This is a genomic window from Streptomyces sp. NPDC002057 (assembly GCF_040296665.1).
GTDB lineage: Bacteria > Actinomycetota > Actinomycetes > Streptomycetales > Streptomycetaceae > Streptomyces.
Genome location: NZ_JBEOXR010000032.1, coordinates 27,260 through 54,131 on the forward strand (window position 1 = coordinate 27,260; position 26,872 = coordinate 54,131).

Sequence of the window (26,872 nt, forward strand, 5' to 3'; positions counted from 1 at the left end):
GGGGTGCGGGGTTCAGAGTGCGGGGCGCAGGACGGCCGCGTCCGTTCCGCGGCGGGGTTCGGTCGCGGTCGGGTCGAAGGCGCTCCCCCGCAGCCACTCGGGCCAGCTGAGGTTCCAGTCGCCGAATCCGTTGTCGAAGGGGCTCATGGGCTCGCCGTACCCGTTGACCACCCGCACGAGGTCTCCCCGGCGGACGGTGTCGAACAGCCAGGCGGCGTCCGCGGTGCTCATGCCGGTGCAGCCGTGACTGACGTTCTCGCTGCCCTGGGCGTCGAGCGACCAGGGGGCCGCGTGCAGGTACTCGCCGCTCCAGGTCACCCGGGTGGCCCAGCGGACCTTCAGGTCGAAGTAGTCGCGGCTGCCACGGGCGATGCCGATCGAGTCGCCGCGCATCCGGACGAGCGGCTCCTTGCCGAGGACGACCTTGATGCCTCCCCGGGTGCGGTAGCCGGCCTTTCCGGTGGTGACCGGGATGGTGCGGAGCACGTGTCCGTCGCGGAGCACGGTCATCTCCAGGGCGGAGACGTCGGTGACGGCCTCGATCCGGGCCCCGGTGGTGAAGGTGAGGGGCGCTGAGCGGCCGCCGTGGAGGCCGCCGATCCGCGCCCCTTCGAGCCCGCTGCGGACCCTGACCGTGGTGCGGGCGGGCCAGTAGTCACGGGGCCGGTAGTGGAGGGTGGAAGGGCCGATCCAGTGCCAGGCGCCTTCGACCCGCGGTTCGGTGCCCACGTGGAGAGCGCGTTCGACGACACGGCGCGCCTCCGGGTCGTCCGCCGGTACGGGGTGGCTGAGTTCGGCGGTGACGGGCTGCCCCACACCGTACGTACCGCCGTCGTCCGGGCCGAAGGTGACGGTCAGCCGTTCCCCCGCGGGCGCCGGGACGGTGCGGAAGTCCAGCCGGACGCGGGAGCGGCGGGGTCGTTCGGCGCCGCCGCGTTCGACGACGAGGCGGGCGGTGTAGCCGGCGCCCGCCGGAAGGGGCGCGGCGCTGGTCCAGCGGCTGCCGTCGGCGCTCGGTCCCCCGGCGATCCGGCGGCCGCGACGGTCGGTGACTGTGACGTCGGCGAGGGCTCCCGGGGTGCGCAGCGCGAGTTCCACGGGCCCGGAGGCCCGGGGGTCGAGCGTGAACGGTCGCGCGGTCAGGACGGGTCCGCCGCTGAGCACGACGGTGTGGCGGGCGGCGGAGCACAGGCCGACGGGGCAGCCGTCCACCGTGACGACGGCGGTGGAGTCCGGCGCCGTGGCGGGTCGCACGTCGGGCTGGGCGGGCGACTGGGCCGCGGTGCCGACGAGGACGGTTCCGGCGGCCAGGGACAACGCTCCCCACCCCCGTACGTATCTGCGTGACGACACGTCGGACACCCTCCCCTTTCTGACGACGGTGTCGGCGGGCGATGCCGACCGCAGCATCAAAACTGATGAAAGGACAGAACGATGATCATGTCGACGGGCGTGGCGGCGGAGTGGCGGGCGAGACGACTCGAATGGGTCAGCCCGGTCAGCGGGGCGGCTCCGGCAGTTCCTCGCCCGTCTCCAGAAGGGACTTGAGACTGGAGATCAGCGCGGGCCAGCCCTCGGCGATCAGCCCCTTCATCATGCCGCCGGGCCGCAGCTCGCTGTGGGTGACCGTGAGCTTGACGGTGTCACCCGAGGGCTCGATCACGTAGGTCGCCGTGGACCGGGGCTCCTGGGCGAGGCGCTCGTAGACGTCCTGGTCGAGGCGTACGGCCTCGGCCCAGGCCGGGGTGAAGGTGTGCCAGGTGTACGAGAGGAGGCGGCCCGGCTCGGCCGCGAGCACGACCTGCTCGGGATCGGCGGTCCGGCGCCCGCCCTCGTCCCAGACCATGGGGGCGCCCGGAGTCCACTCGGTCTCGAAGGCCACGCCCCAGTAGCGGCGGGTGAACGCCGCGTCGGTGAGCGCTTTCCAGAGCTCGTCGGGGGTGGTCCGGATGTAGGTGGTGTAGACGAACGTGTCGCTGTCCATCGCGCTGCCCCTCGGATCTGCCGTCCCCTCCGTCCAGCCTAGGCAGGCGCCGGACGGACGTGCCAGCGAGGGAGCCCGTCCGGCCGGTGGATCGCGTGGACCACCGGCCGTTGGATCGTGCGCGCGTCGAGTTGATTAGGTGCGGAGGAAACTATTCAACGTGCTGCTAGCGTGTCCGGATGTCCCTCAAGCACGCCGTCCTCGCAGCTCTCCTGGAGGGCGAGGCCTCCGGATACGACCTGGCCAAGATCTTCGACGTGTCCGTCGCCAACTTCTGGGCAGCCACCCCGCAGCAGCTCTACCGCGAGCTGGACCGGCTCGCGGAGGCGGGCCTGATCACGGCTCGCGTGGTGGAGCAGGAACGGCGCCCCAACAAGCGGATGTTCAGCCTCACGGAGCCCGGACTCAGGGACCTGTCCACCTACACGTCGACGCCGCCGCGCCCCAGCGCCGTCCGGGACGAGCTGATGGTCCAGGTGCAGGCCTGCGACGAGGGCGACACCGCGGCCGTCCGCGGGTTCGTCGCCCAGCGGATGGAGACCGCCCGGGCGAAACTGGCCCGCTACGACCGGCTGCACGAGTGGATGCTCGCCGGCCGGGACGAGGAGACCTACCTCGCGGAGACGGATCGGGTGGGTCCGTACCTCACGCTGATGCGCGGCCGGTTCTTCGAGGAGGAGAATCTGCGCTGGGGCGAGCGGGCGCTCGACGTGCTCGACCGGCGCGCCGCCGCCCGCGGCGGGGTGAAGGAGGCGGAGGCGCGGGCACGGGCGGCACGCCAGGGATGACGGTGGCGCGTCCGAGAGGTGACGTCACCTCCTACGCTGCGGTAACGTCGCCGCCCGGCCATCGGAGGCTCCGGTGGCTCACCAGGTACGGATCGGGGACGGACTGCTGTGAACGTCGGTGACCTCGTCGAGGACTTCAGCCTTCCGGACGAGACGGGCGCTCCGCGCTCCCTGACCGGCCTGTTGGCCGAGGGTCCGGTCGTCCTCTTCTTCTACCCGGCCGCGCTCACCCCGGGCTGCACCGCCGAGGCCTGCCACTTCCGCGATCTCTCGGCCGAGTTCCGCTCCGTCGGCGCGCTGCCCGTCGGGATCAGCTCGGACGGGGTGGAACGGCAGCAGGAGTTCGCCGAGCGGCACTCCCTCGGCTACCCCCTGCTGTCCGACCCCGACGGCGCGGTGCGTGACCTGTTCGGCGTGAAGCGCGGGTTCTCGCTCGCGCCGACGAAGCGGGTCACCTTCGTGATCGGCCAGGACCGGCGGATACGGGAGGTCGTGCGCAGCGAGCTGCGGATGAGCGCCCACGCCGACCGCGCGCTCGCCGCGCTGCGCCGCGGCTGAGCCCCCTCAAACGCCGAACAGTTCGGCCTTGGCGGCCGCGAACTCCTCGGGGGTGAGCAGGCCTTCCTCAGCCGGTTCACCCAGTCGGACCAACCGGTCGGTCACCGTGGGCGCGCCGCCTGGAGCGGGAGCCGGAACGGCGGCCCGGGACGGTGGTGCGCTCGGCACGGGCGGCGGGGCGGGCACGACCCACTCCATCGGCCCCATGGCACTCCGTTCCTCACGTCCTCGTGCGGTGCGCGGCTCCGCCCGTGGTCCCGGTGCCGCGCGGTTCGCGGGATCCATCCGAACACGGCGGCGGCACGGTCGCACGCGGAGCGGTCACGACATGCGGCGGCGTCCGGGCTGGGTGAGACTCGCTCCAACGCACGGCCTCTCCCGGCCGGCGCCGGAACGGAGAGTGCCGGAATGGACGACTACCCCCTCCTCAACGTGTTCTGGACCATGCTGTGGTTCTTCCTCTGGATCATGTGGCTGTTCCTGCTCTTCAAGGTGATCACCGACATCTTCCGTGATCACGACATGAACGGCTGGGCCAAGGCCGGCTGGCTGATCTTCTGCATCCTGCTCCCCTACCTCGGCGTGCTGGTCTACGTCATCGCCCGGGGCAAGGGCATGAGCGCGCGTGATGTCAAGCAGGCCAAGGCGAGCGAGGCCGCCTTCCAGGACTACATCCGCAAGACCGCCGGCACCCAGGGGGCGGGCGGCGGCAGCTCCACCGATGAACTCGCCCGGCTCGTGGAGCTGAAGGAGAAGGGCGCGATCACGCCCGAGGAGTACGAGAAGGCGAAGGCCAAGGTCCTGGCCTGAGGCTCCGGAGGAGGACGGGAAGGAAGCGCACACGCCAGTGCGGAAGAGGACGCGGGCGGCTCCGGCCGCCGGGCTCGCCGGCTCCCTGCTGAGGGAGACCCTGGCGGAGCCCGGCAGGCTCCCGGAGTCGCTCGCGTCCTGCGCGCTGCGACGGCTGGGCCCGGGCGCCGGCGCCACGGTCGCCCGCCTCCGCAGCGCCCACCCCGACGCCGACCCGGCCGCACTGCGCGCCCTGCTCGTCACCCGTGGACGCCGGTCGGTGACGACGGAAGGGGCTTTCGTCGGCGGGCCGTTCCTGCTCCTCATCCCGGTGGCCTTCTGCGGAGCCCTCCTCTCCCAGGTGCGCACGGTGCTCGAACTCGCCGCGACCGAGGGGAAGGACACGACCGACCCCGAGCGGGCGGCCGAACTCCTCGTCATCCAGGGGGTGTACGGCGACACCGCGACCGCCCGGGCCGCCCTGGGCACGGCCGGAACCGGGGTGCGAGCCGAGGGTGGCCGGGGGCGGCCGGCGGCGTTCCGGTACCTGATCGTGCGGATGGCGCGGCTCCTCGGTCTGGTCACACCGGACGACGGTGCCGGCCGGTGGGTCCGCGTCGGCAGGTGGTCGCTCCTCGGCGCCGTGTTCCTGGTCGGCCTGGTGGTGCCGTTGGTCTGGCTGCCGTACATGGCCTTCCAGTACTACCGCGGCACCACGCGGCTGACGGACCGGGCCACCGTCTTCTACGTCGGCTCCCCCGATCTGCGCTCCTCGCGCGGTGTCCGGCTCGACCCCGCTGTGGCTCTGGCGGGGCTGCGCGCGGTCGGTTCCGCGCTGCTGCCGGCGGTCGCCCTCCTCCTGGTCGTCGTCACGGACACCCGGATCGCGGGCGCCCGGTGGCCGGTCGTGGGGATCGTCCTCACCACCGGTTGCCTGGTCTCGGGCGGCTGGTGGCTGTGGCGGCACCTGAGACGACACCCCACCCCTTAATACGCCTCTCGGATACGGCTTTGATACGGTCATGGCGTGAGGCTGACGAAGTTCACCGACCTGGCGCTCCGTGCCGTGATGCGCCTGGCGGTCACCGCTCCGGAGGAGTCCGTCACCACCCGCGAGGTGGCGGAGTCGATGGACGTGCCCTACGCGCACATGGCGAAGGCGGTCACCCGGCTCCAGCATCTGGGCGTGGTCGAGGCGCGACGGGGCCGCGGCGGCGGCCTGGCCCTCACCGAACGGGGCAGGCGCTCCTCGGTGGGATGGCTGGCCCGCACCCTGGAGGGCGAGGAGGAGGTCGTCGCCTGCGAGGGCGACCCGCCGTGCCCGCTGCGTAGCGGATGCCGTCTGCGGGGGGCGCTGCGGCAGGCGCAGGAGGCGTTCTACCGCGCACTCGACCCCCTGACCGTCGCCGAGCTCGTCGAGTCGCCGACCGGCCCGCTCCTCCTCTCCCTCACCCCACGCCCCACCCCCTGAACCCACCCGCCCCACGGGTACTCATCCACACCGTTAAATACGCAGATCATCTACCAGATTGCGAGTTCCCATGCTGTCCGAGCACGCCGTCCCGGTCGTCCGCGCCACCCTGCCCGCCGTCGGCGGCGCACTCGACCGGATCACCGCGCGGTTCTACGAGCGTCTCTTCGCCGCCCACCCCGAACTTCTGCGTGACCTGTTCAACCGGGGCAACCAGGCCGGCGGCGAGCAGCGGCAGGCGCTCGCGGGCTCCATAGCCGCCTTCGCCGTCGCCCTGGTCGAGAAGCCGGACGTGCGTCCCGATGTGATGCTGTCGCGGATCGCGCACAAGCACGCCTCGCTCGGCGTCACGGCCGCGCAGTACAAGACCGTCCACGAGCACCTCTTCGCCGCGATCGTGGAGGTCCTCGGCGACGCCGTGACCCCCGAGGTGGCACAGGCCTGGGACGAGGTGTACTGGCTGATGGCCAACGCGCTGATCGCCCTGGAGACCCGGCTCTACCAGGAGGCCGGCATCACCGAGGGCCAGGCCTGGCGGTCCATGGAGATCACCGAGCGACGGGACGAGACGTCCGACACGACCTCCTTCGTCCTGCGGCGCACCGACGGCACCCCCACGGAGGCGTTCCGGCCGGGCCAGTACGTCAGCGTCCGGGTCACCCTGCCCGACGGCGCCCGGCAGATCCGCCAGTACAGCCTGTCCGCCGCTCCGGGGCGCCCGGGCCGGCGGATCACCGTGAAGCGGGTCGACGGCGACCCGGCGGGCGAGGTCTCCTCCTGGCTGCACGCCCACGCACGCGCGGGAGACACCCTGGAGGTCTCCGCCCCCTTCGGCGACCTGGTCCTGCCCGAGGGGGAGACTCCCCTGCTGCTCGCCTCCGCCGGGATCGGCAGCACCCCGATGCTGGCCATGCTCGACCACCTGGCGGCCACCGGATCGACCCGTCCGGTCGTGGTCGTGCACGCCGACCGCGCCCCCGGCTCCCATGCGCACGCCGCCGAGCTCCGGGAGCTCGTGGACGCGCTGCCGCAGGGCACGCTGCACCTCTGGTACGAGGAGCCGGGCGACTCCGGGGCCCGTCCGGGCCGCGCGGACGTCACCGCGCTCGACCTGCCGGCCGGGGTGACCGCGTACCTGTGCGGGCCGCTGCCCTTCCTCCGCGCGGTCCGCGGCGACCTCGTCGGCCGGGGCGTCGCCGCCTCCGACATCCACTACGAGGTGTTCGGCCCCGACCTGTGGCTGGGCGGCGAGAACTGATCCGCCTTCATCGCTGCCCCTTCGATCCATAAGCTCCATAGCGTTCCTGCCAGGGATACTGCATAGTGAGGGCCCATATCGGCCTCGCAATCAGCGAGTCGCGGCGAATGGACGGAAGCGATGGGATCGTTCGGATCAGCAGGCGGCGGCCGGGGCACGGGGCGGCCGGTGCACGGGATCGCCCTCGACATCGGCAGCTCCCGTACCCGCGCCTGGTCGCCCGGGGCGGGCGTCTTCGCGGACGTGCCGAGCGGTCCGGTACGACGCGGCCGCGTGACCGACGCAGACTCCCAGCTCCGGCTGCTCCGCCGTCTCACCGCCGTCGCACCCGGCGACGGCGGGCACGACACCGTCGTCATGCTGACCCACCCGGTGCTCGCCGCTCCGGAGGAGCGCGCGGCGGCACGGCGGGTCGTGGACGCGCTGGGCCCGGCACGGGTCATCGCCGTGGACAGCGCACGCGCCGCGGCCGCCTACGCGGCGCCGCCCGGCGGCGGCCCGCTGCTCGTCGTCGACCTCGGCGCGCAGCTGACCGAGGTCACCCTCGTCGTCGACGGCCTCGTCCAGGACGCCCGGCTGGCCGAGGTGGGGGTCGACGACCTCCCGGAGTCGGGAGGCGGGCCCGACGCGGTGGTCGGCACGGCCGCCGACATGGTGAGCGACCTGTGGCGACAGGACCGCACCGGCGCCGTACGCGGTGCGCTGCGCCGCGGCGTCCTGGTGACGGGCGGCGGCGCCCTGTGCCTCGACGTGACCGGCCGACTGGCCCATCTCCTCCGCGCCCGGCTCCGCCTGGCGAACGACCCGTCGACCAGCGTCGTCCGCGGCGCCGGTCTGATGCTCGCCTCGGCCCTGCGCCACCCGGGGAGCGCCCTCACCCGGGCCTGACACGGCCCGGGACGAGGTCGGTCACAAGGCCGCCCGGACTCTCAGTCCTCGTCCTGCGCCGTGTAGACGTCCTTGACCTTCACCTCGGTGACGCCACGGCCCTCGGGGAAGACCCGGCGCCAGTCGCCGATGACGTGCAGCTCGTCGGTGCCCATGGCACGGACCACGGTCAGACCGGCGTCGTACGCCTTGTAGGCCTTCGTCCAGAGGTTGGCGAAGGCCTGGGAGCGGATGATGTGCATCCAGTCCGGGCGGTACAGCTCCCGGTTGAAGTTCGACTCCCCCATGGTGGCGACGAACTTGGAGTACATGGCCTTCACGTACTCCATCGTCACCTCGTCCTCGGCCACCAGGGCCTCGGCCCGGGCGTCACGGAGGGTGTTGCGGAACTTCTCCAGGAGGTTCTCGGTCGCACCGGAGGTGAACGACTCGTGGACGACGGGCGGTTCGCACAGTCCGTACGCCGGTGAGGAGAGCCGCAGCAGGAGCCGGAGGGTCGGCTCGGTGATCCACAGGGGACCCGGCTCGTCACGGGAACCGAGCGGATGGGGCAGGTGCTCGCCGTGCTCCCACTCGGGCGGGGTGACGAGGTGCACCCCCGCCCTGCGCCGGTCGTGCGCGCCGCCCGTGTGGTGTTCCAGGGCGCCGAGCGGCAGATGGGTCTTGAGGGCGCTGAGGTAGGCGCCGTTGATGTCGAGGGCCGTGATCTCCTGGGGGCCGGCCGGCAGCGCGGGGCGGGTCCACTTGGGCCGCGCCTCCCAGATCTCGTCGGCGCCGCGCGAGGTCTTCTTCCGGAGGACGGCGGGGATCGGCGGGTGACCGACGATCTCGTAGCGGGCGCCGGTGCGGCACATGTCCAGCAGGGCCATGGCGTCGGGAATGGCGGTGCGCACCAGGTCCGCGGTCGCGGCCTCGGTGTCACCACCGTGCTTCTCCAGCGCTCTGCGGACGGCTTCCTGGACGGTACCCAGCGGGGTGGGCGCGGGCTCCTGGAAGGCGCGCCGACTCGTCGTCGCGGGAGCACGCTCGGCTCCCCCGGGAGCCGCAGCGCTTCCGGCGCCCGAGGGAGCCTGGCGGGCCGGACGGGCGGACCTCTCGGCGGGGGCGGGGGCCTGACGGGCGGTCGTATCGACGGGGGCGGGCGTCTCGACGGGGGCGGGCGCGGCCGCCCGTGTGGGGGTCGGGGCCGGGGCCGACCGCTCGGGGCCGCCGCACTCCGCGGGGTCGAGGTGCTGGGCGAACCCCTCGACCTCGTGGCGGGCCGGGTACCCGCACAGGACACACGGCTGGGGTACGGCGAGCTCGGCGACGTCGTCGTCCGGCTCCGCCCCGGCAGCGGTTTCCGGCGCGGTCGACGACGGGGGTGGGACCGGCGCGTCCGGGGACCCCGGCGCCGGCGTCCGGGACTCCGGGGTGACGGTCGGCGTCGCGTCGGAGGTGTCGAGCCTGGCTCGGAGGCCGTCGAGCAGGTAGGCGTAGCGCGTCCGGGTCTCGCCGACCGGCTCGCGGCCCGATTCCCAGGCGGTCAGGGTCGCCGGGCTGATGCCCAGCGCTCTGGCCACCTGGACCTTGGTCAGCCGGGCGGTCTCCCGCAGTCGTACCCGTTCCTCGGGGGCGGGGAGTTCCGCCTCCGGTGCGACGCCCGCGAGGAGTGCGTCGACCGCGTCGAAGTGCTTCACTGCCGCCCTGCCTCCACAACCCGCTCCACGTCCGCCACCCTACCCGTCGCCCCGCGCCGTGGGCGGCTGCGGAGGCGGGCGGGTGGGGCGGCGGTCCGTGGAGGGGTCACGGAGTGGATCGCGGGGTGGGGGGCGGGATGGTGGGCGGGTCGGTCGTGGGGTGGGTCAGCAGCCCATCGACCACGTGTGGGAGTCGCCCCGGTCGTTGGCGGCGCCGTTGTAGCCGACCTCCTGGCCCGGAGCCAGACAGACGGTCACGCTGCCGCCCTGCCAGGCGCTCTCGTAGACCTTGACGTGGTCCTTGATTCCGGGTCCCGAGATGCCGTGGTTCGCCCAGGAGGAGTCGGTGTCGGAGATCCAGCTCTCCCACCAGCCGTCGTCCCCGCTCCAGTTGGCTCGCTGGCCGCCGAAGTTGGAGTTCTGCCAGACACAGAACTCGCCGCTGGGGCATTCGGCGGCCACCGCCGAGCCGGCGAGGGCGAAGCCGGCGGTGGCGGCGAACAGCGCTGCGGCGGTGGTGACGAGAAGTCGCTTCACGAGAGGGTGGGGCCTTTCTGCGGGTGAGTGGGCGCGGGCAGTTCGACTGCCCGCCGCAGCGCGCGGTCGCGCAGCTGCCGGTAGGTGGCGAGCTCCTCGCGGCGCAGGGCACGCACCGTGGCCAGCTCGGCGGTCTCCAGCCGCTCGCGCACCTCGTCGAGTCCGCTCTCGCGGGCGCAGCGGGTGGCGACGGCGGGATCGGGGCGGTCGGGGCGGGGGCTGCCCGGTGGGGTCACGCACCGCGTCCAGCGGGCGAGTGCAGCGCGGTGGACGGGGTCGTCGCTCATCCGGGCCTGTGCCTCGGCGCGGAGGTTGTCGACGACGACCTGGGCCCGGAACCATCGGCGCTGGTCGCCGTAGAGCCGGTGGCGGGCGGTGGCGAGGCAGCCGTCCTCGTGGGCGGTGACGGTGGCTCCCGTGGCGAGGGTGACGGAGAGTTCCCGGGGGCCGGCGCCGAAGAGCGCCGCCTGGAGGGTGCGGTCCTCGTCCGGGGCGCGGGGCCTGGACGCCAGGGAGAGGCCCCGGCCCTTCAGGCAGTCCACGACGAGCCGGTGCTCGGCCGTCTTGAGGAGCGCGTCCTGGGCCGCCGCGCCCGACGGGACGGCGGGGGCGTCGGGTGCTCCGGGACCGACGGCGGCGCAGCCGGAGAGCAGGAGCGCGGCAGCGGCGGTCAGAAGGGCGTGGCGGGTGCGCGGGGTGGGGCGGAGCATGGGTCCCCCTTCGATCGTCCCTGGTCGGAGCCGTCGACGGATGATCGACTCGACGGCTCGGGATGATCACTGCCCGAGGCTGGAGCCACCATGCCGGGGCTCACTCGAACGGGTCGAACGCGCCGGGGTACGCGCCCCTCGGGCGCCGTCGGCGTGCCGTGCGAGAGGGTGACCGGGAACGACAAAGCCCCGGTTGGACGGGGGATTCCAACCGGGGCCGATCGCCGTGACGCGAAGGGCGGTCACCTCTGGGGGGGACCTTGGGGACCGGGCCCCTTCGCAGTCACATAGGTAAGAACGGCGGACGGATCCCGAATGTTCCGAGCCTTCCCGCCTGGGCGGTGTGAGTCACCTCACCCGATTTCGGTAGGTCTTGTCAGTCCTTCTCGGGGCGGTAGACGGCGCCCGGCTCCGCCTTGCCCGGGGCGAGGAGTTCCGGCACCGACACGAAGGTGTAGCCCCGCCGCTTCAGCTCGTCGATGATCGGGGGAACGGCCGGGACCGTGCCGTCGTATATGTCGTGGAGCAGGATGATGCCGTCCCCGTGCGCCTGGTCGAGCACGCGCTGCCGTATGAGGTCCGAGTCGGTGGTGGAGTAGTCCTTGGCCGTGATGCTCCACAGGATCTGCGCGAGTCCGAGCTCCCGGCTGACGTCGGACACCGTGCCGTCGGTGCGGCCCTGCGGCGGGCGCATCAGGGTGGGCTTCCGGCCGGTGATCCTCTCGACGGCGTCCTGGGTGCGGGACAGTTCGTCACGGACCTCCGCCTCGTCGAGGTCGGTGAGGATCTGGTGCGTCCAGGTGTGGTTGGCGACCTCGTGCCCCTCGTCTGCTATGCGCTTGACCACCTGGGGGTAGCGGTCGACGTGCTTGCTGCCGAGCAGGAAGAAGGTGGCGGGGACCTGCTTCTCCTTGAGGATGTCCAGGAGCCGGGGGGTGTCCTTGCCCGGCCCCGCGTCGAAGGTCAGCGCGATGCACTTGACCTTGGCGCAGTCCACCCGACGGGCGGTGCCGCCCGCCTTGTCGTCCGATCCGCCCTCCCCCCGGGCGTCCTGCGGGGTGACGGTGTCGACTCCGCAGCCGCCGAGGGTCAGCATCAGCGCCGCCGCGGCAAGCAGGACAGTGGCCTTACCCGTGCGTCGGCCCAGCCTGGATCGGAACATGGTGGAACCCGCTTTCCCCGGTGGTGTCTTTGATGCGGCCGGAAAATCGCCTGGTCAGGGCGTTACTCAGGGCCGATCAAGCACTCTACATACGGTGTATACCGGGGGTGTCGGCGGGGTCCTTCAACCGTTCACGGGCACACGTCGACCCCGGACGGCGCCCGTCCGCTCCGTCCGGGGGGTTCGTGCCTCCCGCTCAGCGGGAGGCGAGCAGCAGCCGAGCCTCGGTCTCCTGGTCACCGGAGACGGACTGCAGGGACTGGATGTCGAAGCCGGCGGCGAGCACCTTCTCGACCTCGTCGACGGCGCGGTAGCCGCCGGTGAGCGTGGCGCCGACCGGGGAGGTCAGCGGGGTGGGACGCACCTCCTCGTGGCGTCCGCCCGCCGTGTCGAAGGTGGCCGTCCAGACGGTGGGGGAAGGCCCCGTGGCCGTCTGCGGGCTCGGGGTTCCCATGTCCTCCAGCTGGTAGACGCCGTCGAGGACGTCGAAGACGGCCTGGGCGTCCTCCCGGCAGCAGTCACTGAGCTGCACGGTGACGTCGGTGTCGATGTGCAAGTCGTACACGTCGCTCATCTCCTCGCGGCCCGCCGGTCGCTCGCGGTGCCCCCGCCCTGGTCGTGCCGGCGCTCGTGTGCCACGTCTCCAGCATCCCTCTCGGGGCGTCCTCCCGCGAGGCCCGGGAGCCCCACGAGGCCCGGGAGCCCTACACGGCTCGGGAGCCCCACGAGGCCCGGGAATCCTCTCGGGGAGCCCCGCGAGGCCCGGGAAGCCCGTCTACGGCCTGGGAGAACCCGCGTCGGCCTTGAGAGACACGCATCGGCCCGAGAGACCCGGCATCTGCCCACGGAGGCCACCAGGGCGCCGGAAAAGGCTGGCGAAGACGCACGAGAACCCGGTACTCCCCCGTGGCTCCGCCCTCACCCACCGCCGATGATCTCCTCGACGGTGGCGGCGTCCGCGGCCGACTTGTCGGGGCGATGGCGTACGACACGGGCGAAGCGGAGGGTGACACCGGCTGGGTAGCGCGTCGAGGCCTGGAGTCCGTCATAGGCGATCTCGACGACGAGTTCGGGCCGTACCCGCACGGTGAATCCGTCGTCCTCCACGGCCAGTTCGCCGAGCCGCTCGCTCTGCCACCGCAGCATCTCGTCGGTCAGTCCCTTGAAGGTCTTGCCCAGCATGGCGAAGCCGCCTTCGGCGGTGCGGGCGCCGAGGTGGAGGTTGGACAGCAGCCCGGTCCTGCGCCCGTGGCCCCGTTCGACGGCGAGAACGACGAGGTCGACGGTGTGCACGGGCTTCACCTTCAGCCACGTCCGTCCTCTGCGTCCGGCCACATAGGGCGCGTCCACCGCCTTGACCAGGACCCCTTCGTGACCGCGGGCCAGCGTGTCGGTGAAGAACCGCTCGGCGGCCGCGCCCTGCGCGGCATCGGCGGGATCGGTGACCGCCATCCGTCGGACGCGCTGGGACTCGGGGAGCAGCCGGGCCAGGACCTCGTGCCGCTCCCGGCCCGGCCGGTCGATCAGACCCACCCCGTCGACCGCGAGAACATCGAAGAAGACCGGTGTGAGGGGAAGGGTGGCGCGCGCGCCGGCCACGTCCGTGCGGGAGCCGACCCGGGAGGCGATCGACTGGAACGACACGGGACGACCGGTGCCCGGATCGAGGGCGATCACCTCGCCGTCCAGGATGAACGCGTCGGCCGGAACGGAGCGGGCGGTCGCGACCACCTCGGGGAGCCGGCCGGTGATGTCGTCGAGCGAACGCGTGTGGACACGGACCTCGTCCCCCTGCCGATGGACCTGGATGCGGATGCCGTCGAGCTTCTCCTCCACCACACAGGGCCCGAGGGCGGCGATCGCCTCGGTGACGGAGGCGGCGGTGTGCGCCAGCATGGGCTGCACGGGGTTGCCGACCCGGAGGGTGAAACGCCGCAACGCGGCGGCGCCCTCCGCCAGGACGGCCTGCGCGACCGGTGGCAGCGACCCTTCGAGCATCACGGCGCGACGCAGCTCCCCCGCGGGCACCGCGGCGGCCTTGGCGACGCCTTCCAGGGCGACGGCGTCCAGGGCGCCCTGGCGCACCTCCCCGGTGAGCAGCCGCAGCAGGAGCTGCTGCTCGTCGTGGGTGGCGGCGGCGAACAGGGCGTGGACGAGCCGGGTCCGCTCGGCCCGGGAGCCGGCCCCGCCCACGGCGGCGAGTTCCGTCATCACCTCGTCGGCCCGTCCGAGGGTGAGCTCCGGCCGCTCGGCGGGCGGGACGGCGGGAGGGGCCACCTCCTTGAGGACGCTCCACCCGACCCCGATCCTCCCCTGCGGGAGCCGGCCCGAGAGGTACGCGATCACGAGGGGGCTCTCCTCGGGCTCCGCCTCCACGAACAACTCGGCGAGGAGGCCGATCTTGCGCGAACGCGCGGAGGTCGCGGCCACCTCCCGGGACACCTCGGCGACACGGGCGAGCAGCATGGGCCCATCCTCCCCACACCCGTCCCACGCCGCACGCCGACGACGCTCCGACGTGAGGGCATGCGGTGGCGGGGCCGGGGACATCAGGCACGTCAGGGTCAGGACTGGCGGTGTCAGGCAGGTCAGGGGCGGGACCGGCGGTGTCAGACACGTCAGGGTCAGGGCCAGGAGACCGGGCGCCTCCGCCCCTTCGCCCGCCCGCCCTCCGTAGCCGCCCGGCGGCGGAACCGGTCGAGCAGCCTGGTGCGGCCCGGACGGGCCGGTGGGCGCCCGATCCCCTCCGATCGCTCCTCGGGGAGTGGCACCGCCGAAGGAACAGGTGACGCCGGGAGCACAGCAGGCACAGGTGGCGCAGGTGGCACAGGTGGCACAGGTGGCAGCAGCGCCACCTCGGGCGGCGGCGATGCCTCCGGTCCACCGCCGCCCCACGACGCCGGCACCGCCGCCCCGAGCGGCACCGGTGCTCCGGGCCGCCCGGTCCTCTGCCGCCGCACGGGTGAGACGGACGGCACGGGCGCCATCGTCAGGACGGGCGGCCGGGGCGACGCGAGGGCTCCGCCACCGCCCGGGTACGGCGCCGGCCGTTCCGCCCGGGCCTCGTCCACGGCGAGGGCCAGGCTCAACCGGTGCCAGAGGATCTCGTCCGGGTCGTCGGCCCGCGTGAGCCGCTCGGCGATGTCGTGCGCCGTCGCCCGGACCGGCATCCCCGGCGGCGGTGGCGGGCGCAGCCGGTCGAGGTGGGCGCGCTCGAACGGGTCGTCGACGACCTCGGCGACCTGGAGCGGATCGAGCAGGGAGGCGATGGCGGCGGCTCGCGCCCAGGGGTCGGCCGAGGCCCTGAGCAGCACGCCGAGCCTGCGGACCCGCCAGTTCCGGGGCCTCCGGTCCTCGTGCGCGGCGAGGCGTTCGCGGAGTTCCCCTGGCAGTCGGCCGGTGAGCAGGGCCGGGCAGGTGAGGCCGAACTCGGCGACGTCCTCCGCGAGATAGGTCCACACCACCGCCCGGTAGCGGTTGAGGGAGAAGCCCACCGGGCTGATATGGCCCGTCCGTGCCAGCCGGGTGAAACGCTCCGGGGTGATCTCCAGGAGCGCGGCGGCCTCCCCGGTGCCGACCGCGCGCACCCGGTCGCGCAGGCCGGCGGGAAAGTCCGGCGCGGCCCTGAGCCGGTCGAGCTCTCCCCGCTCGACCCGCCGCCGCCCGCCCTCTCCCACCGGCACCGTCCTCACCAGGCCGAGCTGCAGGGCCAGCCGGAACTCGTCGCGCCCCAGTTCCAGTTCCTGCGCCGCCCGCCCCGGTGTCACCGTGCGCGCCCCTTCGTCCGCCGTCATCCCGCGGCCCTCCCCCGTACGTCGTGTTCTCTCCGTGTCGTGGATCCCTCGGACCCACACCAAGAACGTAACGCAGAGTGACGGATCATGCGCGGCCTGTGGACAACCACCTGTGGACAACGCCCTCAGGGCGTCGACCACGAGATCACCGGGGCATCACCGCGCCGTCAGAGAACACCGCCGCCCGGAAACCCGGGCTGCCGCGCCTCCACGCCGAGGTGCTCGCCGACACGGTTGACCAGGAGCGTCATCTCGTACGCCACCTGACCGACGTCCGCCTCCGCCGCGCTCAGGACGCACAGGCAGCTGCCTTCGCCCGCCGCCGTCACGAAGAGGAGCGCCTCGTCGAACTCCACCATCGTCTGCCGCGCCCTTCCGGCCCGGAAGTGCCGGCCCGAGCCCCGGGCGAGACTGTGGAGTCCGGAGGAGACCGCCGCCAGGTGTTCGGCGTCCTCGCGCGCGAGTCCGCTGCTCGCGCCCGTCACCAGTCCGTCGTTCGAGAGCACGAGCGCGTGCCGTATGAACCCGACCCGGTGGGTCAGGTCGTCGAGAAGCCAGTCCAGTCCCTTGTCCAACGCCATCAGTGGTCCTCCCCCTGGGTGGTGCGTCCCCGTCGGTCCGGACTTCCGTGGTGTCCGTGCCGCCATGGTCCGCCGTATCGCCGCAAGCCTTACGCACTGTCGTGAACGGGGCAAGCACTGCACCTCGCCCGCGTGTGCCGCACGATGGGGGCATGACGAGGATGACCGATGACGAGTGGCGGACCTTCGTGTCCGCGGGGACCCGTACGGGCAAGCTGGCGACCGTGCGCGACGACGGCAGTCCGCACGTCGTGCCGATCTGGTTCCTCCTCGACGGCGACACGTTCGTCTTCAACACGGGCAAGGGAACGGTGAAGGGCCGCAACCTCGCCCGCGACGGCCGGGTTTCCCTGTGCGTCGACGACGACACCCCGCCGTTCGCCTTCGTGACGCTCAGCGGCCGGGCCGAACTCAGCGAGGATCCCGAGCAGTTGCGCCACTGGGCCGGCCGTATCGGCGCCCGGTACATGGGCGAGGACCGCGCGGAGGAGTTCGGGGAGCGGAACGGGGTCCCGGGCGAGCTCCTCGTCCGGGTACGCATCCACAAGGTGATCGCCGAGGGCGGCGTCGCCGACTGATCACGGCCGACCGAGCACACGGCCGCGACCACGCGGGCGCGGCCGGGCCGCTCAGCCGACCGTGTCCAGGAGCCGGGCGGTGTGCATGCGACCGGCGTACTCGACCAGGCGGATCAGCACCTCCTTCCCGGAGTCGCGGTCGCGCGCGTCGCACAGCACGACGGGCGTGCCCCGGTCCAGGTCCAGCGCCCGGGAGACGTCGGCCGCGCCGTAGGTACGCGCGCCCGTGAAGCAGTTGACGGCCACCACGAAGGGGATCTTCCGGTGTTCGAAGTAGTCGACCGCCGGGAAGCAGTCCTCGAGTCGTCGGGTGTCGGCGAGGACGACGGCTCCCAGAGCCCCCTGGGAGAGCTCGTCCCACAGGAACCAGAAGCGGTCCTGGCCGGGCGTCCCGAAGAGGTAGAGGGAGAGCCCGGAGCGGATCGTGATGCGGCCGAAGTCCATGGCGACGGTCGTGGTGGTCTTCTGGTCGACTCCCCCGGTGTCGTCGACCGACTCCCCGGCGCGGCTCAGCCGTTCCTCGGTGCGCAGCGGGCGGATCTCGCTGACCGCGCCGACGAGGGTGGTCTTGCCCACGCCGAATCCACCGGCGACCAGGATCTTCAGGGCGAGGGCGGTGGTGTCCGCGCCGTCGCCGTCGCCGGTGTTCTCAGAGCGCTCGTAGGCCATCGATTACTTCCCTCAGGATTCTTTCGTCAGGGAGCTGAGCGGGCGGAACGGGCCTGCTGACACGGACGAAGCCCGCTTCGAGCAGGTCGCCGAGGAGGACCCGGACGACGCCGACGGGCAGGTCGGCGTCGGCGGAGAGTTCGGCCACCGACTGCGTCTCGGCCCGGCACAGGGTGAGCAGGGACCGGTGCTCGGGACCGAGGAGGGACTCCTCGGCCGGCCCCGGCGGGTCGTCGTCCACGACGACGAGCGCGATGAGGTCGAACCGGACGTTGCTGGGCCCCGGCTTGGTCCGTCCGCCGGTCATCGCGTACGGGCGTACGAGCGGTCCGGCGTCGGCGTCGTACCACTGGCTGCCCGGTACGGACGGGCCGCCGCCGGTGCTGTCCTCGTTCATGGGTGTCTCCGGGTCAGCCTGCGGCCGGCGGGGTCACCGTGAGCCGCGGCGGGGTGTGCAGGTGCTCGCCGACACGCTTGACGAGGCGGGCCATCTCGTAGGCGATGAGGCCGATGTCCGCGGTCACGGAGCTGAGGACCGCGAGGCAGGAACCGTCGCCCGCCGCGGCGACGAAGAGGAACCCGTCGTCCATCTCGACCATCGTCTGGCGGACTCCGCCGGTGTGGAACTGGCGCCCGGCGCCCTTGGCGAGGCTGTGGAAGCCGGACGCGATGGCGGCCAGGTGCTCGGCGTCCTCGCGGCTGAGTCCGCTGGAGGCCCCTACGGCGAGTCCGTCGTTGGAGAGCACCACGGTGTGGCGGACCTCCCGGACCCGCGTGACGAGGTCGTCGAGGAGCCAGTCGAGTTCGCCGGACCGGTGATGAGAGATCCTCTCGTGGTCGATCATGCGTGGTCTCCTTCGGAGCGGTGGTCGTCGGGGGGAGTCGTGCCAGGTCCGGCTCCTTGGCCCTGGCCGGTACCAGAGCCGGTACCTGTGCCTGTGCCTTGGCTGATGCCGGTGCCTGCGCCTTCGCCGGTGCCGGAGCTGTGGGCCTGGCCGGTGCCGGTGGCAGTGCCGGTTCCGGTGCCGAGGGGGCGTCGGGCGCCCGGGGCGGCGCCGCCGCCCCGCTGCCAGCCGTCCTGGTAGGCCGCCATCCGGTCCCGTACCTGCTCCGGTGTGCGGGCGTCCGTCCCGGGCGCGGACGGCACGAACACCGGTGCCGGCGCGGGCGCCTCGCGCAGCTGCGGGACCAGACTCGCCTGCCGTACGCGTCGGGGCAGCTCGTCCTCCGGATCGCCGCGCCCCGCGGGACCGGCCGGATGGCCGGGCCGCTGTTCCCGTGCCGGTGGCGGTACGGAGGGTCCGCGACGGCGCAGTTCGGTGACGCCGGCGGGCGGCGGCCCGGACTGCGGCGGCGCCGCGAGAGCGGGCACGGCCGTCGGGCGCTGCCGGGACTGCGGGCGGGAGGTCGGTGGGGCCTGCGGCGGGACCGGCGGGCGAGGGCCCTGCGTCTCCTCGGGCGGGATGCCGGGCGGCGCGTCGGCCGGAGCCTGCGGGGCGGTCCGGCGGGGGGCCGGGACGGGCCCGGCCGGACCGCCCGCGAGCGTGTGGGCGCCGGGGGCGGGCGGTCCGGTGGTGCCCTGGGGGCGGGGTACCTGGGGCCGGCCGAAACGGCGGGCCTCGGCGCGGTGCGCCTCCTCGCGTTCGCGTGCGGCGCGCGCTTCGTCCGTACGGGGGTCGGCGCCGCGGCGGTCGGCCGTCGGGGGTTCACCGCGACCGCGCCGGTCGTCGGCGACGGGGCCGCCCGTGCCGGAGACGGGGGTACGCGGATCACGCGTCCGCGGGGTCCCCGCGGGGGGTGTGTCGGCTCCGCGGCCGGGCGGCAGCGCGCCCTGGAGCAGATCGGTCGGCAGCAGGACGACGGCCGTCGTGCCGCCGTACGGAGAGGTCCGCAGCTGCACCTTGATGTCGTGGCGGGAGGAGAGCCGGCTGACCACGAAGAGGCCCAGCCGGTCGCTGTCGAAGAGGTCGAGTGCCTCGGACTGGGCGATGCGGGCGTTGGCCTCCGCGAGGGTCTCCTGGCCCATGCCGAGTCCCCGGTCCTCGATCTCCAGGGCGTACCCGTTGCCGACGGGTTCGCCGCTGACGCGCACCTTGGTGTGGGGCGGGGAGAACTGGGCCGCGTTCTCGATGAGTTCGGCCAGGAGGTGGGTGAGGTCGGCGACGGCGCCGCCGACGACGGCCGTCTCGGGGAGTCGGCGGACCTCCACGCGCGCGTAGTCCTCGATTTCGGAGACGGCGGCGCGGACGACGTTGGTGAGGGGGACGGGCATGCGCCAGGCGCGGCCGGGAGCGGCACCCGACAGGATGATGAGGCTCTCGGCGTGGCGGCGCATCCGGGTGGTGAGGTGGTCGAGCCGGAAGAGGTCGCCGAGTTCGTTGGGGTCGTCGGCGCGCCGCTCCATGCTGTCCAGGAGGTTGAGCTGGCGGTGGACGAGGACCTGGCTGCGGCGGGCGAGGTTGACGAAGACGCCGGAGATGCCGCTGGCGAGTTCGGCGCGTTCGACGGCGGCGGAGAGAGCCGCGCGGTGGACGGTCGTGAGGGCGTCGCCGACCTGGCCGATCTCGTCCTGGGAGACCGCTCGCGGCGGGGCCTCGGCGTGGACGTCGATCTCCTCACCGGCGCGCAGTCGGCGCATGGCCGCGGGGAGTTTGCCGCGCGCGATGCCGAGGGCGGTGTTGCGGAGGCTGACGAGTTCGACGACGAGGCCGCGGCCGATGCGTACGGAGATGACGAGGGAGGCGACGACGGCCGCGAGGCCGAGGACCACCGCCGCGCCGCCCGTGCTGAGGACTCCGCCGGCGAAGGGGTCGGCGCGGTCGGCCGCCGCGGTGCGGGCGTCGGTCTCGATCGCGGTGAGTCCGTTCCGTACGGCGGTGAGGGTGTCGTCCCAGTCGGCGGAGGTGACCGCCTGGGCTGCGGGGCGGCCGGGGCTGGCGGCGCCGATCTTCTCCTCCGCGCGGGTGAGCCTGGTGTGGTCACCGCCGGCGGTGAGCCGGGTCCACGCGGCCCGGTCGGCGGCGGGCAGGTCCGCGGTGGCCGAGGCGAGAAGGGTGCGCCGGGTCTCGACGGCACCCGAGAAGGCGCGCAGCCGCTCGGCGGTGAGACGGCCGGTGAGGTGGGCGGAGGTGAGGAGGGCGTCCTCGCGGGAGAGCATCTCGCCGGCCCGGCCGAATTCCAGGAGTACGCGCGCGTCGGACCCCTGCTGGGCCTCCTGGACGCCGGTGAGGGCGCCGCCGACGGCGAAGGCCGCGGAGACCGCGGCGGTGTACTCCTCGTACACCTGGTCCCAGTCGGCCCGCCCGTCGACGGCGGCGGTACGGAGCCGGGCGAGGCCCTCGACCCTGCCGACGAACGCGCTCACCCGGTCGCCGACGTCGCCGGGCAGGTTCCCGGCGTCGCCGACGGTGTGGGTGTCGTCCAGCCGGAGTCGGTCGACGGCGGCGTCCGTGCGGCGCATCCGGTCCCTGAGCTCGGCGGCCCGGCCGGTGCCGGGGGCGGCGACCTGCCGTACGGCCGCACGCCGTTCGGCCTGGAGCGCGGCGAGGGCGGCCGTCACGGGCTCGCGGATCTCGGCGTCGACACGCTGGAGCTGGCGGAGCCGCGCGACGTCCTGGGCGGTGGTGACGGTGGCGAAGCCCCACAGCGCGAGGAGCGAGACGACGGGGACCATCAGGAGGGAGACGATCTTCGCGCGGACGGTACGGGGTCGCAGGCCGTGACGCGGGGGGTGGGGACGGCGGGCCCCGTCGGCCGTCGGCGGCGCCTTCGTGGTGGAGCGGTGTCCTGCGGTCGGAGCGGCCTCGGGGGCGTGCTCCCCCGGCTCGTCGGCGGGCGGCCCGGCGTGCGCGCGCCGCCCGCGCGCGGCCGCCGGCCGCGTCGCCTCGGCGTCCTGGGTCTTGCGGGGAGTTCGCATGGCCTCCTCGTTCCGGCTGCGACTGTTCTGGTGCGTGGGTCCTGCGAGGGGGGTGGGGCAGGAGGAGTGCGTTCGGCCGGCGTGAGAGGTTCGGTTCGCGTCGGGGTGCGGTTCGCGTCGGGGGTTCGGTTGGTGTCGGGCGTTCGGTTGGTGTCGGGGGTTCGGTTCGTGTCAGAGGTGCGGTTCGCGTCGAGGGTCCGGGCGGGGTCGGAGGTCCGGGCGGGGTCGGAGGTCCGGGCGGGGTCGGAGGTCCGGGCGGCGTGCGGATCGGTTCGTGCGTGTCTCGCCTCGCGTGCGGTTCAGCCGATGGGGGTACGGGCGGTCCCGGCGGCGCGGAAGCCGGGAGGTGCGACGTCCACCGCGCGCTCGTCCGGCTCGGTGAGGCGCCCGGCGGAGGCGTACGCGGCCCGTTCCTTGGCCGTCGGGGAGAGGGCGACGAAGGCGGAGGTGATGAAGAGGTAGGAGCCGAGGCCGACCGCGAGCGGGAAGATGAACTGCATGACGGTGGCCCCCGGGAGGGCGGCGGCGGACGGGACGACGTCGACCGTGACCGCGAGCATTCCGGTGTAGTGCATGCTGCTGACGGCCGCGCCCATCACGAGCGAGGCGACGGCCACGGCTACGGGCGAGTGGATGTTGAGGGCCGCCCACAGGGCCGCCGTGGCGGCGACGACGGCGATGAGCACCGAGAGCCCGACGAGTACGGGGTCGTACCTCACCTCGCCGTGGAGCCGGAGGGCGGCCATGCCCATGTAGTGCATGCTCGCCACTCCGACGCCCGTGGTCAGACCGCCGATCAGGAGCGAACGGACCCGGTCGCGCCCGTAGCCGACGGCGAACACTCCGACGCCGACGACGGCCATGGCGATGACGAGGCTGAGCATGGTGAGCGGTACGTCGTACCGGATGTCGGTGCCGGTCACCCCGAAGCCGAGCATCGCCACGAAGTGCATCGTCCAGATGCCGGTGCCGATCGCGGAGGCCGCCGTGAGCAACCAGTTCCGCCGTGAGCGGCCGGTCGCGTCGAGGGCGCGCACGGTGCAGCGCAGCCCGAGGGCGGCGCCGACGCAGGCCATCGCGTACGACAGTGCAGGTGTCAGCCAGCCGAAGGTGGCGTGGTCCAGGTGTCCCATGGCTCAGGGACGCTAGTGCGCATCGGGGGGCGCATCAGGGGCGCATTTCGAAAGCTGATGGAATATGACAGAGAGATGGTCCCGAACGATCACGCCGGGCTCGAACGTGCACACAGATCGTTCACCCCTCCGGGAGGGTCGTTCACCCCTGCGGGTAAGCGATCATGAGCGCATGAGCGATGACCCCACGCATGTCCGAGAGTTCTTCGGCGCTCGCGCCGCCGACTGGGACAGCCGGTTCCCCGACGACGGTCCCGCGTACGCGGCCGCCGTGCACGAGCTCGGTCTGCGGCCGGGCGACGCGGTACTCGACGCCGGCTGCGGCACGGGCCGCGCGCTCCCTCCGCTCCGCGCCGCCGTCGGCGCGGCCGGCACCGTGCTCGGCGCCGATCTCACCCCGGAGATGCTCGAACAGGCCGTCCGGTCCGGCCGCGGGAGCGCGGACGGCACCGCGACGCTGCTGCTCGCCGACGTCGGTCGCCTGCCGGTGCACGACGGCGCGCTCGACGCCGTCTTCGGGGCCGGACTCATCTCCCACCTCGCGGAACCCGTCGCCGGTCTGCGCGAACTCGCCCGTGTCGTACGGCCGGGCGGCCGGCTCGCGCTCTTCCACCCGATCGGCCGGGCCGCCCTCGCGGCCCGCCACGGACGCCAGATCACCCCTGACGACCTGCGGGCCGAACCCCGGCTGCGCCTCGTGCTCGCCGAGGCCGGATGGAGGCTCGTGGGGTACGTCGACGAGGACACCCGCTACCTGGCCACGGCGGTCCGCGAGGGCTGAGGCGCGCGGCTGAGTCCCTCTCCACGATCCGGCTCGCCCCCTCGGCCGGATGTGGCAGAGTCGGGGCGGGGTCGACGGTCCGGCGCCGCGGGGCTCATGACGTCCTGCCAGGGACCGCGTCGGGGTGAGGGGGCTGTGGGTGGCACGGGTGATCGACGGTCGGTTCGAGCTGGTGGCTCGGCTCGGCGGGGGCGGCATGGGAACCGTGTGGAGAGCGCGGGACCTGGCACTCCACCGTGAGGTGGCCCTCAAGGAGGTACGGCCGCCCGACCCGGCACTGGCCGAGTACGACCCCGAGGCCGCCCGCGAACTCCGCATCCGGGTTCTGCGCGAGGCGCGCGCACTCGCCCGCGTGGCCCACCCCCGGGTCGTGACGATCCATCACATCGTGGACGGCGGCGAGGGCACGTACCCGTGGCTCGTCATGGAACTGGTCCCCGGCGGCTCGCTCCACGACCGGCTCGCCCTGGGCACCCTCACGGCGGGCGAGGCGGCCACCCTGGGGCGCGGGATCCTCGCGGGCCTTCGGGCCGCCCACGCGACGGGCGTCCAGCACCGGGACATCAAGCCCGCGAACGTCCTGCTGCGGCCCGACGGGCGTCCGGTCCTCACCGACTTCGGCATCGCGGCGATGCACGGGGCCACCGCCCTCACCGCCGCAGGCTCGATCATCGGCACGCCCGACTACATGGCGCCCGAACGCGTCGGAGGCGAGGAGGGCGGACCGGCCGCCGACCTCTGGTCGCTCGCGATGACCCTGTACGTCGCGGTGGAGGGCCACCACCCGCTGCGCCGGGCCAACACGCTCGCCACCCTCGCGGCGGTGCTGGGTGAGGACGTGCCGCCGCCGCGCCGCGCCGGCCCGCTGACGCGGGTGCTGACGGCCGTGCTGGTACGGGACCCGGCGGCACGACCCGACGGCGAGGCGCTGGACCGCCTGCTCGCCGAGGTCGAAGCGGGAACGCCGGAGGATCAGAAGCCCCTCCAGGACGCCGGGCAGCCCCGGCCTCTTCCTCCACCTCAGCCCCACCCTCACCCTCGACTTCACGGTGAGGCTTCACCGGTCCCCGCCGCCCCTTCACCCACCGCCGACACCGCCACCGCCGCCTTCCGCCCCGTGCCCCCGGTCCCGACCCGGCCGCCCACGGCGCGGAAGCGGCGCGGCGGGGTGTACGCGGGAGTGGCGGGCGCCGTCGTGCTGAGCGGCGTGCTCCTCTGGAACCTCCTTCCGCTCGGTGGCGCGAAGGACGACGGCACCGGAGACCGCACCGCCGGCAAGCCCGGCGGCCAGAGCCCGTCCACCGCCGCGTCCGCCCCGCCGCCGACCGGAAACGGAATCAGGATCACCATCGGGGTCAAGTCCGACCAGCCCGGTCTCGGCTGGAAGAGGCCGGACGGCACGTACACGGGGCTCGACGTGGACGTGGCGACCTATCTCGCCCGCGCGCTCGGCCACGGCCCCGCCGACATCGCCTGGAAGGAGGTCCGGAGCTCCACCCGCGAGTCCCTCCTGGCCAACGGCGATGTCGACCTCGTCGTGGCCACGTACACGATGACCGCCCAGCGGAAGACGAGGGTCGGCTTCGCGGGCCCCTACTTCACGGCTCACCAGGACGTCCTGCTTGCGGCCGACGACACCTCCGTCAGGAACCCGGCGGATCTCAACGGCAAGAAGGTCTGCGGGGCCACCGGGAGCACCGGCGTGCTGGCGATCCGTACGAGACTCGCCCCCCGGGCGGAGGTCGTGACGTACGACAGTCACGCGCGCTGCGTCGACGCACTCGCCTCGGGCACCGTCGACGCCGTCACCACCGACGACGCGCTCCTCGCAGGCTACGCGGCGCAGGACGGGTACAAGGGCAGGTTCAGGCTCGCGGGCTTCCGCGTCAGCGAGGAGCCCTACGGCATCGGGGTCCCGAAGGGCAGCGCGATGGAGGGCAAGGTCCAGAAGGCACTCGACGAGATGATCTCCGACGGTTCCTGGAAGCGAGCCGTCGAGAAGAACCTCCCCCTCCTGCGGGCGGCCACACCGCCCGTCCGGGATTGATCACACCGACGCGTCCGCAGGCCCGCGTTCCCGCCCTCCAGCGGTCAACGCACCCTTCTTTCCAGGCACTTCACTGACTACCGTGGACGTACCGGGCAGTCCTGCCCGGGAAGGGCGGTGGAGCGTGACACGGATTCCGGAACGACTGCGCAAGCTCCTGCCCTCCGCCCGGAAGGCGCCCGAGGCCGCCGCTCCGGCGCCCCCACGCGTCCGGCAGGGACACAACCTCTTCGAGGCGGCGGCGGAGTACGTGGCCGCGTGCGCCGAGAACGACCCGGCCCGGGCGGAGGAGGCGGCGAGCCGGGTCTCCCCCGGGATGCTGTCGTTCGGCGTCAACGAACTGGCCTGCCGGGCCCTCCTCACCCTCGCCCGGGAGCGGAACGAGTCGCCGAGCACCGTGGCCCGCTCGCTCCTCGGTCTCCGGGAGGGCCCGTCGAGGCGCCCCGCGGGAGACGCGTAGGCGTCCGGACCCGGCACCGGCGTCCGGACCGGGACCGGCGTCGGGAACCGAGGCCTGCATAGGCACCGGCCCCCGCCCCGCTCCCACATCCGTCTCCCCTTCCTCTTCCGCATCCGCATCCGCATCCGCATCCGCATCCGCATCCGCATCCGCACGGCGATACAGGTCACTGCGCCAACCTCTGGACAGGTCTCCCTACTCACTGGTTAAGGTGCGCCGACAACCAGATGGGGAGGCCTGCGTGGCTGGGACGGACCCGATCGCCGAGGCAGCGGCCGAAGGCGATGCCGACGCGCTGTTCGTGCTGACCGCGGCGCTGCTGACACCCGCGCGCTTCCCGAGCGTGCTCGGCGACGACTACCCGGCGGCGTGCGCGGCGCTGGGACTGGAGCCGTACGCGGACGGATACGGGCTCGTCTTCGGTCAGGACGGCCTCGGCGCGCGCTGGACGGTCGTCATCGACGACGTGTCGCTGGTCGCCGTGGCCATCTCCTCCTGGGACTGCGGCATGGCCTACGACCTCTCCCCCGACGAGGAGTCTGTGGTCAGCGGGCTGCCCGGCTGGCCGCTCGACCTGATGAGCCGCGCCCCGGGTGTTCCGGCCCCGCACGACCCGGAGCCCGAGGAGGGTGATCCCGCACCGCTGGTACCGCCGTCGGGCGACGAGTGGGGCCCGGCCCAGCGCCGTCTGGGCGCCGACGAGGTGGCCCTCCAGTGGGCCGCCTGGCGGGCCAGGGTGGGCGACGACGGCACGTACACGGACGGCCCCGCGACCCCCGACGCCACCGCCGCGTCCCCCGTCGACGACCCGTACGACGGGGTCAGGAAGGCTCTGGACGAGCTGCGCGGCTACCTGGAGGACCCGCCGCCGGTGGGCCGGGTGCGGTCCGCGTCGGACGGGGAGGCGGGCGCCCGGATGCTGCGCGCGGACGGCCCCGGCTGGTCGCTCGTGGCCAAGGCCGACGACATGGCGTTCGTGCTGCTCGACGAGCTGCCGCGCGAGGTACTGCCCGTGGCCCGGGGGGCGAGGCTCCCGGCCCTCCTCGAAGCCCTCGACGCGATGGCCGTACGCCCGTCCTGAAAGCACGG

General features: G+C 73.5%; 28 protein-coding genes. 12 read left to right on the top strand and 16 right to left on the bottom strand.

Annotated features, from left to right (window positions below; all coding sequences use genetic code 11):
* Positions 1-12 precede the first annotated feature (12 nt).
* Complete coding sequence (locus ABT129_RS23575; RefSeq protein WP_351904886.1) at positions 13-1,353, bottom strand: L,D-transpeptidase; 1,341 nt, start codon at positions 1,351-1,353, stop codon at positions 13-15.
* 145 nt (positions 1,354-1,498) lie between these two features.
* Positions 1,499-1,984, bottom strand: coding sequence for an SRPBCC family protein (locus ABT129_RS23580; protein WP_351904888.1), 486 nt, complete (start codon positions 1,982-1,984; stop codon positions 1,499-1,501).
* A 179-nt stretch (positions 1,985-2,163) separates the two neighbouring features.
* Between ABT129_RS23580 and ABT129_RS23585 the strand changes: the two genes are divergently transcribed.
* Both ABT129_RS23585 and ABT129_RS23590 read left to right on the top strand, forming a co-directional pair.
* The gene (locus ABT129_RS23585; protein WP_351904891.1) at positions 2,164-2,772 is read left to right on the top strand and encodes a PadR family transcriptional regulator; all 609 of its coding nucleotides are present in this window, start codon (positions 2,164-2,166) and stop codon (positions 2,770-2,772) included.
* 108 nt (positions 2,773-2,880) lie between these two features.
* Positions 2,881-3,330, top strand: a complete 450-nt coding sequence (locus ABT129_RS23590) for a peroxiredoxin (RefSeq protein WP_351904894.1) — start codon at positions 2,881-2,883, stop codon at positions 3,328-3,330.
* 6 nt (positions 3,331-3,336) lie between these two features.
* On the opposite strand, the gene ABT129_RS23595 is transcribed toward ABT129_RS23590, so the two are convergent.
* Complete coding sequence (locus ABT129_RS23595; protein WP_351904897.1) at positions 3,337-3,537, bottom strand: hypothetical protein; 201 nt, start codon at positions 3,535-3,537, stop codon at positions 3,337-3,339.
* 201 nt (positions 3,538-3,738) lie between these two features.
* Between ABT129_RS23595 and ABT129_RS23600 the strand changes: the two genes are divergently transcribed.
* The 5 genes from ABT129_RS23600 to ABT129_RS23620 all read left to right on the top strand — a co-directional run bounded on the left by ABT129_RS23600 (position 3,739) and on the right by ABT129_RS23620 (position 7,736).
* Positions 3,739-4,140: an SHOCT domain-containing protein gene (locus tag ABT129_RS23600; protein WP_351904900.1), complete on the top strand. Its 402-nt coding sequence runs from the start codon at positions 3,739-3,741 to the stop codon at positions 4,138-4,140.
* Between the two features lie 37 nt (positions 4,141-4,177).
* A complete protein-coding gene (locus ABT129_RS23605) occupies positions 4,178-5,110 on the top strand; it encodes a hypothetical protein (RefSeq protein WP_351904903.1) in 933 nt (310 codons plus the stop codon).
* Positions 5,111-5,146: 36 nt separating this feature from the next.
* A complete protein-coding gene (locus ABT129_RS23610) occupies positions 5,147-5,590 on the top strand; it encodes an RrF2 family transcriptional regulator (RefSeq protein WP_351904906.1) in 444 nt (147 codons plus the stop codon).
* 70 nt (positions 5,591-5,660) lie between these two features.
* A complete protein-coding gene (locus ABT129_RS23615) occupies positions 5,661-6,848 on the top strand; it encodes a globin domain-containing protein (RefSeq protein ID WP_351904909.1) in 1,188 nt (395 codons plus the stop codon).
* Positions 6,849-6,968: 120 nt separating this feature from the next.
* Complete coding sequence (locus ABT129_RS23620) at positions 6,969-7,736, top strand: rod shape-determining protein MreC (RefSeq protein WP_351904912.1); 768 nt, start codon at positions 6,969-6,971, stop codon at positions 7,734-7,736.
* A 41-nt stretch (positions 7,737-7,777) separates the two neighbouring features.
* On the opposite strand, the gene ABT129_RS23625 is transcribed toward ABT129_RS23620, so the two are convergent.
* The 8 genes from ABT129_RS23625 to ABT129_RS23660 all read right to left on the bottom strand — a co-directional run bounded on the left by ABT129_RS23625 (position 7,778) and on the right by ABT129_RS23660 (position 16,199).
* Positions 7,778-9,415, bottom strand: coding sequence for a helix-turn-helix domain-containing protein (locus ABT129_RS23625; protein WP_351904915.1), 1,638 nt, complete (start codon positions 9,413-9,415; stop codon positions 7,778-7,780).
* 165 nt (positions 9,416-9,580) lie between these two features.
* Positions 9,581-9,952 (bottom strand): peptidase inhibitor family I36 protein, encoded by a 372-nt coding sequence (locus ABT129_RS23630; protein ID WP_351904918.1) that lies wholly within the window; start codon positions 9,950-9,952, stop codon positions 9,581-9,583.
* Positions 9,949-10,662 carry a hypothetical protein gene (locus tag ABT129_RS23635; protein WP_351904921.1) on the bottom strand — a complete coding sequence of 238 codons (714 nt, stop codon included), beginning with the start codon at positions 10,660-10,662 and terminating at the stop codon, positions 9,949-9,951. The genes ABT129_RS23630 and ABT129_RS23635 overlap by 4 nt, the downstream gene beginning before the upstream one ends.
* A gap of 376 nt (positions 10,663-11,038) precedes the next feature.
* On the bottom strand, positions 11,039-11,824 hold the full coding sequence (locus ABT129_RS23640; RefSeq protein ID WP_351904924.1) for a polysaccharide deacetylase family protein: 786 nt from the start codon (positions 11,822-11,824) through the stop codon (positions 11,039-11,041).
* Between the two features lie 196 nt (positions 11,825-12,020).
* A complete protein-coding gene (locus ABT129_RS23645) occupies positions 12,021-12,398 on the bottom strand; it encodes a hypothetical protein (RefSeq protein ID WP_351904927.1) in 378 nt (125 codons plus the stop codon).
* A gap of 344 nt (positions 12,399-12,742) precedes the next feature.
* The gene (locus ABT129_RS23650) at positions 12,743-14,290 is read right to left on the bottom strand and encodes an ATP-dependent DNA ligase (protein ID WP_351904930.1); all 1,548 of its coding nucleotides are present in this window, start codon (positions 14,288-14,290) and stop codon (positions 12,743-12,745) included.
* A gap of 158 nt (positions 14,291-14,448) precedes the next feature.
* Positions 14,449-15,618 carry a DUF6397 family protein gene (locus tag ABT129_RS23655; RefSeq protein ID WP_351904933.1) on the bottom strand — a complete coding sequence of 390 codons (1,170 nt, stop codon included), beginning with the start codon at positions 15,616-15,618 and terminating at the stop codon, positions 14,449-14,451.
* Between the two features lie 167 nt (positions 15,619-15,785).
* On the bottom strand, positions 15,786-16,199 hold the full coding sequence (locus tag ABT129_RS23660; RefSeq protein WP_351904936.1) for a roadblock/LC7 domain-containing protein: 414 nt from the start codon (positions 16,197-16,199) through the stop codon (positions 15,786-15,788).
* 152 nt (positions 16,200-16,351) lie between these two features.
* On the opposite strand from ABT129_RS23660, the gene ABT129_RS23665 reads away from it, so the two are divergent.
* Entirely contained in the window at positions 16,352-16,777 is a 426-nt protein-coding gene (locus ABT129_RS23665) for a PPOX class F420-dependent oxidoreductase (RefSeq protein WP_351904939.1), read from the top strand.
* A 51-nt stretch (positions 16,778-16,828) separates the two neighbouring features.
* Here ABT129_RS23665 and ABT129_RS23670 read toward each other — a convergent pair whose 3' ends face one another.
* From ABT129_RS23670 to ABT129_RS23690, 5 genes are all read right to left on the bottom strand, one after another.
* Positions 16,829-17,446, bottom strand: a complete 618-nt coding sequence (locus tag ABT129_RS23670) for a GTP-binding protein (RefSeq protein WP_351904942.1) — start codon at positions 17,444-17,446, stop codon at positions 16,829-16,831.
* Positions 17,427-17,843, bottom strand: coding sequence for a DUF742 domain-containing protein (locus tag ABT129_RS23675; RefSeq protein WP_351904945.1), 417 nt, complete (start codon positions 17,841-17,843; stop codon positions 17,427-17,429). The genes ABT129_RS23670 and ABT129_RS23675 overlap by 20 nt, the downstream gene beginning before the upstream one ends.
* Before the next feature lie 13 nt (positions 17,844-17,856).
* A complete protein-coding gene (locus ABT129_RS23680; RefSeq protein ID WP_351904948.1) occupies positions 17,857-18,291 on the bottom strand; it encodes a roadblock/LC7 domain-containing protein in 435 nt (144 codons plus the stop codon).
* Positions 18,288-21,362 carry a sensor histidine kinase gene (locus ABT129_RS23685; RefSeq protein ID WP_351904951.1) on the bottom strand — a complete coding sequence of 1,025 codons (3,075 nt, stop codon included), beginning with the start codon at positions 21,360-21,362 and terminating at the stop codon, positions 18,288-18,290. The genes ABT129_RS23680 and ABT129_RS23685 overlap by 4 nt, the downstream gene beginning before the upstream one ends.
* A 299-nt stretch (positions 21,363-21,661) precedes the next feature.
* Entirely contained in the window at positions 21,662-22,495 is an 834-nt protein-coding gene (locus ABT129_RS23690) for an MHYT domain-containing protein (RefSeq protein ID WP_351904953.1), read from the bottom strand.
* A 172-nt stretch (positions 22,496-22,667) separates the two neighbouring features.
* On the opposite strand from ABT129_RS23690, the gene ABT129_RS23695 reads away from it, so the two are divergent.
* From ABT129_RS23695 to ABT129_RS23710, 4 genes are all read left to right on the top strand, one after another.
* Entirely contained in the window at positions 22,668-23,276 is a 609-nt protein-coding gene (locus ABT129_RS23695; protein WP_351904956.1) for a class I SAM-dependent methyltransferase, read from the top strand.
* Between the two features lie 148 nt (positions 23,277-23,424).
* Positions 23,425-25,323, top strand: a complete 1,899-nt coding sequence (locus ABT129_RS23700; protein ID WP_502981881.1) for a bifunctional serine/threonine-protein kinase/glutamate ABC transporter substrate-binding protein — start codon at positions 23,425-23,427, stop codon at positions 25,321-25,323.
* 124 nt (positions 25,324-25,447) lie between these two features.
* Complete coding sequence (locus ABT129_RS23705; RefSeq protein ID WP_502981878.1) at positions 25,448-25,783, top strand: hypothetical protein; 336 nt, start codon at positions 25,448-25,450, stop codon at positions 25,781-25,783.
* 241 nt (positions 25,784-26,024) lie between these two features.
* Positions 26,025-26,864, top strand: a complete 840-nt coding sequence (locus ABT129_RS23710; RefSeq protein WP_351904959.1) for a hypothetical protein — start codon at positions 26,025-26,027, stop codon at positions 26,862-26,864.
* The last annotated feature ends 8 nt before the right edge of the window (positions 26,865-26,872 follow it).